A 5,681-nucleotide genomic window follows, 5' to 3' on the forward strand; every position below is an offset into this window, starting at 1 on the left:
CGCGGGGCCGCCCCGCGCCCGCGCCCGCCCCCCCCCCCCCCCCCCCCCCCCCCCCCCCCCCCCCGCCCCCCCCCGCCCCCCGCCCCCCCCCCCCCCCCCCCCCCCCCCGACAGGTTGGCGCTGGAGACCGCCATGGGACCGGTGCGCGCCAGCAGCTCCAGCGCCACCGGGTGCAGGGGCATGCGCAGCGCCACCGTGCCGCCGGTGTCGCCGAGGTCCCACGTCAGGGACGGCTGCGCGCGGCAGACGATGGTCAGCGCACCGGGCCAGAAGGCGTCCATGAGCTCGCGCACCGCGAAGGGCACGGCCGAGGCCAGCCCGTCGACGGTGCGCACCTCGGGCACCAGCACCGGCGGGGGCATGTCGCGACCGCGGCCCTTGGCGTCCAGGAGCTTGCGCACGGCCGCCGGGGAGAAGGCGTCGACGCCGATGCCGTACACGGTGTCGGTGGGCAGCACGACGACCTCGCCGCGCTTGACGGCGTTCTCGGCGGCCTTGAGCCCGCGCTCGCGGGCGAGCGGGTCCGCGCAGTCGAAAGGGGGTCTCACAGGGGCGAGTGTCCCACCGGGGCGCCCCGGCGGGCCCCCGGCACCCCGTCAGGTGCGCCGGGCGCTCGTGCAGCGCGGCCGGCCGGCCAGGTCGCGGTGCCCGGCCACCCCCCGCCACGACGGCGCGGCGAACATCCGCCGCGCGCCGTCCTCCTGCACCTCGGCGTGCTCGAGCGCGACCAGTCCGCCGGCGCGCAGCAGCCGCGCGGCGGCCGCCACGACGCGCCGCGGCACCTGCAGGCCGTCCTCGCCGCCGCCGTACAGCGCCAGCTCGGGGTCGTGGCGGGCGACCTCCACCTCGTGCGGCACCGCGCCGGGCGGCACGTACGGGGGGTTGCTGACGACGACGTCCACGGCGCCGTCGAGGTCGCCGAAGGCGGTGGCGGCGTCGCCCAGGCGCAGGTCCAGACCCGGCGCCAGCGCGTCGGCGTTGCGCCGCGCCCAGGCGTGGGCCATCGGGTCCAGCTCGACGGCGTGCACGCGAGCGGCGGGGACCTCGGTGGCCACCGCGAGCGCGACGGCGCCCGAGCCGGTGCACAGGTCCACCACGACCGGGCGCGCGCCGGCGGCGGCCAGGCGGGCGGCCTCGTCCACGGCGAGGCCGGCGAGGACCTCCGTCTCGGGCCGGGGCACGAAGACGCCCGGGCCCACCGCCAGCTCCAGCGCGCGGAAGCCGGCGCGGCCGGTCAGGTGCTGCAGCGGCACCCGCTCGGCGCGCTGGGCCAGCAGCTCGCCGAAGCGCGCCGCGGCGGCCGGCTCGACCGGCGAGCCGAGCACCGCCACGACGCCCAGGCGCGAGCGCTCCACGCCCAGGGCGTGCGCCAGCAGCACCTCGGCGTCCGTGCGGGGGCTGGGCACCCCCGCCGCCGCCAGCCGCGCGGCCGCCGCCTCGAGCAGGTCGCGCACGGCGCCGGTGCTCACGGGGTGCCCGCGGCGGCCAGCTGGGCGGCCTCGTCGGCGTCCACGGCCGACTGCACCACCGGGTCCAGGTCGCCGTCGAGCACGGCGTCGAGGTTGTACGCCTTGAAGCCGGTGCGGTGGTCGGCGATGCGGTTCTCGCCGTAGTTGTAGGTGCGGATGCGCTCGGAGCGGTCCACGGTGCGCACCTGCGAGCGCCGCGCGGCGGAGGCCTCGGCGTCGGCGGCCTCCTGGGCGGCGGCGTGCAGCCGCGCGCGCAGGATGCGCAGCGCCTGCTCGCGGTTCTGCAGCTGCGACTTCTCGTTCTGGCAGCTGACGACGATGCCGGTGGGCAGGTGCGTGATGCGCACGGCGGAGTCGGTGGTGTTCACGCTCTGCCCGCCGGGGCCGGAGGAGCGGAAGACGTCCACGCGCAGGTCGCCCGGGTCCACCTGCACCTCGACCTCCTCGGCCTCGGGCACGACGAGCACGCCGACGGCGGAGGTGTGCACGCGCCCGGCGGACTCGGTGACGGGCACGCGCTGCACGCGGTGCACCCCGCCCTCGTACTTCAGCCGGCTCCACACGCCCCCGGCGACGGCGCCGCGCGCCTTCACGGCCACGGAGACGTCCTTGTAGCCGCCGAGGTCGCTGGGGGTGGCGTCGAGCAGCTCGGTGCTCCAGCCGCGCCGCTCGGCGTAGCGCAGGTACATGCGCAGCAGGTCGCCGGCGAAGAGGGCGGACTCCTCCCCGCCCTCCCCCGCCTTGATCTCCAGGATGACGTCGCGCGCGTCGTCGGGGTCGCGCGGCAGCAGCAGGCGGCGCAGGCGCTCGGCGGCCGCGGCGGCCGAGCCCTCCAGCGCGGGCAGCTCGGCGGCGAAGGAGTCGTCCTCGGCGGCCAGCTCGCGGGCCGCGCCCAGGTCGTCCTCGGCCGCGCGCCAGGCGCCGTGGGCGTCGGCGACGGCGCCCAGCTCGGCGTAGCGCCGGCCCAGGGAGCGGGCCAGGGCGGCGTCCGCGTGCACCGCCGGGTCGGCCAGGCGGCGCTCCAGCTCGGCGTGCTCGTCGAGCAGCGGCTGGACGGACTCGAACACGGCGGTGCCTCCGGGGGCGGGGGTGCGGGCGGCTGCGCTGCGCGGGTGGCGCGGGTGGCGCGGGTGGTGCGGGAACGCGACAGCGCCGGCCCCTCCGCCCGGAGGGGGCGGTGGGACCGGCGCTGCGAGCGTGCTACTTGGTGGTCTTCTTCGCGTAGCGCGCCTGGAAGCGGGCCACGCGGCCGCCGGTGTCCAGGATCTTCTGCTTGCCCGTGTAGAACGGGTGGCAGGCGCTGCACACGTCGGCGCGGAGCTCGCCGCTCGTCGAGGTGCTGCGGGTGGTGAACGTGTTGCCGCAGGTGCAGGTCACCTGGGTCTCCACGTACTCCGGGTGGATACCGGCCTTCATGGTGTTCTCCTCATCGCGTCGATCGGCACCGGGTCGCCCTCCCCGTCGGGGTGGTGCGGGCGTGAGCCGGGGCCTGCGGTCGGGCCAGTCTCCCACAGGGCGCTGCACGAGCCGGCCACCCTGCACAACCGCGGCCCGGGGGCGGTGATTCCCGCCCCCGGGCCGCGGTGCGGGGGGTGTCAGTCGTCCGAGTCCTTGTTCACCAGGGGCGTGGACTTCTGCACCTGCACGAGGAACTCGAGGTTGCTGCGGGTCTTCTTCAGGCGGTCCAGCAGCAGCTCGATGCTGGCCTGCGCGTCCAGCGCGGTGACCACGCGGCGCAGCTTCCAGACGGTCTGCAGCTCCTCGCGCGACATGAGGATCTCCTCGCGCCGCGTGCCCGAGGCCGGCACGTCCACGGCCGGGAAGATGCGCTTGTCGGCCAGCTGGCGCGACAGGCGGACCTCCATGTTGCCCGTGCCCTTGAACTCCTCGAAGATCACCTCGTCGGCCTTGGAGCCGGTCTCGACCAGGGCCGAGGCGAGGATGGTCAGCGAGCCGCCGTTCTCGACGTTGCGGGCCGCGCCGAAGAAGCGCTTGGGCGGGTACAGCGCCGAGGCGTCCACGCCGCCGGAGAGGATGCGCCCGCTGGCCGGCGCCGAGATGTTGTAGGCGCGCGAGAGGCGGGTCAGCGAGTCCAGCAGCACGACCACGTCGTTGCCCAGCTCCACCAGGCGCTTGGCGCGCTCGATGGCCAGCTCGGCGACGGCGGTGTGGTCGGAGGCGGGGCGGTCGAAGGTCGAGGCGATGACCTCGCCCTTGATCGTCCGCTGCATGTCGGTGACCTCTTCGGGCCGCTCGTCGACGAGGACGACCATGAGGTGGCACTCGGGGTTGTTCGTCGTGATGGCGTTGGCGATGGCCTGCATGACCATCGTCTTGCCGGCCTTCGGCGGGGCCACGATCAGACCGCGCTGCCCCTTGCCCAGCGGGGACATCAGGTCGATGATCCGCGTGGTCATGATGTTGGGCTCGGTCTCGAGCCGCAGGCGGTCCTGCGGGTACAGCGGCGTGAGCTTGGTGAAGTCGGGCCGGTTGCGGGCCTGCTCCGGGGGCGCGCCGTTGACGCTGTCCACGCGCACCAGCGCGTTGAACTTCGAGCGCTGGCCCTGCTGCTCGCCCTCGCGCGGCTGGCGCACGGCGCCGGTGACCGCGTCGCCGGGGCGCAGGTGGTTCTTCTTCACCTGGTTCAGCGAGACGTAGACGTCGTTGGCGCCGGCCAGGTAGCCCGAGGTGCGGATGAACGCGTAGTTGTCCAGCACGTCGAGGATGCCGGCCACCGGCAGCAGGACGTCGTCCTCGCTGATCTCGGTGTCGACCTCGGGGGCGGCGCCCTCGCGGCCGCCGCGGCGGCCCTTGCGGTCGCGGTAGCGGTTGCGGCGCCCGCGGCGGCCGCCGCGCTCGTCGTCGAAGTCGTCCACGGGGCCGGTGCCGGCCGCGGGGACCACCGGCGCGACGCGCGGCTCGCGCTCCTCGCGCGGGGCGCGGTCCTCGCGGGGCGCGCGGTCCTCGCGCAGGGCGCGGTCGGCGCGCGGCGCCTCGCCGTCCGCGGGCGCCTCGCGGCGCGGCATGACGGGCAGCTCGACCTGCTGGTCGGGCTCGCGCACCCGCTCGCGGCGGGCGCGCTCGCGGCGCGAGAGGCGCTCGGGCCGGTCCCCGCGCTCGGGGCGCTCGGTGCGCTCGGCGCGGGAGGTGAACTCCTCCAGCGTGGGCAGGCCCGGCGCGCCGGCGGCGTCCTCGGCGTCGTCACGGCGCTCGGCGTCCACCTGCGGGGCCTGCGGGGACGACTGCGCGTCCTGCGGGGCCTGGGCGGTCTGCGGGGCCTGGGCGGTCTGCGGGGCCTGGGCGGTCTGCGGCTCGGTGCGAGCGGGCGCCTCGGCGCCGGCGGGCTGGGCCGCACCGGCGGGCTGCGGCGCACCGGCCGGGGCGCCGGCGCGGCGCGGGCGGCGCCCGCCGCCGGCCGCCTCGCCCGCGGGGGCCTCGCCGGTGCTCGCGCCGCCGTCGACGACGAGCGACGTCAGGGGCACCGCGGCCGGGGCGGCGGTGGGCTGCGCGGGAACCGGGTCGGCGGCCCGGGCCGGGGCGGCGGGCTCGCCGGAGCCGGTCGGCGCGGCCGGGGCGCTCTCGGCGGCGGGCCGGCGGGTGGCCTGCGGCACGCCCGCCTGGTGCTCGCGGATGGCGGCGAGCAGGTCCACCTTGCGCATGCGGCCGGTGCCGTCGATGCCCAGCTCCGCCGCCAGGGCCTGCAGCTGGGGCAGGCGCAGCGCGGAGAGGCTGCCGGTGCGGCGGGCCGCGGGCGCGTCGGCGACGGCGCCGTCGGGGGCGGCGATGTCGGTGGTGTCGGTCACGAAGGTCCTTCCCCCTCGTCCAGCGACTGGCCGATCAGATGCAGCACGGTCGCGATGACTGCCCGCAACGGGCAGGAACTGGATCCACGGACGCGCTGATGAGCGCGGATTCCTCGTGGATGCGCACCGGGCGACGAGGAGGGTGTGCGCAGAGGGGAACGCGACCCCGTCGGTGAGGTGCTCCAACGATCCTAGCACCACGTCACCGGGCGGGATCGCCGTTCCCCCGATCGGCCGCTCAGCCGCCGGGGGCCCAGCTGACGCCGCGCTGGGCGACCGGCAGGGTGCGCACGCGCCAGCCGCCGTGGGGGGGGGGGGGGGGGGGGGGGGGGGGGGGGGGGGGGGGGGGGGGGGGGGGGGGGGGGGGGGGGGGGGGGGGGGGGGGGGGGGGGGGGGGGGGGCCCCCCGC

Annotated in this window: 5 protein-coding genes; all 5 read right to left on the reverse strand. The window is 77.6% G+C overall.

Annotated features, from left to right (window positions below; all coding sequences use genetic code 11):
- The coding region (locus ACRYMN_RS20585) for an L-threonylcarbamoyladenylate synthase (protein WP_432499257.1) at positions 1–548 on the reverse strand (548 nt) is incomplete at its 3' end.
- A 48-nt stretch (positions 549–596) separates the two neighbouring features.
- Complete coding sequence (prmC, locus tag ACRYMN_RS20590) at positions 597–1,469, reverse strand: peptide chain release factor N(5)-glutamine methyltransferase (RefSeq protein WP_432499259.1); 873 nt, start codon at positions 1,467–1,469, stop codon at positions 597–599.
- Positions 1,466–2,536: a peptide chain release factor 1 gene (gene prfA, locus ACRYMN_RS20595; RefSeq protein WP_432499261.1), complete on the reverse strand. Its 1,071-nt coding sequence runs from the start codon at positions 2,534–2,536 to the stop codon at positions 1,466–1,468. The genes prmC and prfA overlap by 4 nt, the downstream gene beginning before the upstream one ends.
- A gap of 133 nt (positions 2,537–2,669) precedes the next feature.
- Positions 2,670–2,885 (reverse strand): 50S ribosomal protein L31, encoded by a 216-nt coding sequence (gene rpmE / locus ACRYMN_RS20600; RefSeq protein WP_432499263.1) that lies wholly within the window; start codon positions 2,883–2,885, stop codon positions 2,670–2,672.
- Between the two features lie 179 nt (positions 2,886–3,064).
- Entirely contained in the window at positions 3,065–5,272 is a 2,208-nt protein-coding gene (rho, locus tag ACRYMN_RS20605; RefSeq protein ID WP_432499265.1) for a transcription termination factor Rho, read from the reverse strand.
- Between the last annotated feature and the right edge of the window lie 409 nt (positions 5,273–5,681).

Origin of the sequence: Kineococcus gypseus (assembly GCF_050871305.1) — a bacterium.
Lineage (GTDB): Bacteria > Actinomycetota > Actinomycetes > Actinomycetales > Kineococcaceae > Kineococcus > Kineococcus gypseus.

What these genes read in the sequence shown, in the direction of transcription:
- rpmE (WP_432499263.1), bottom strand. Translation starts at nt 2,885, where the DNA reads ATGAAGGCCGGTATCCACCCGGAGTACGTGGAGACCCAGGTGACCTGC.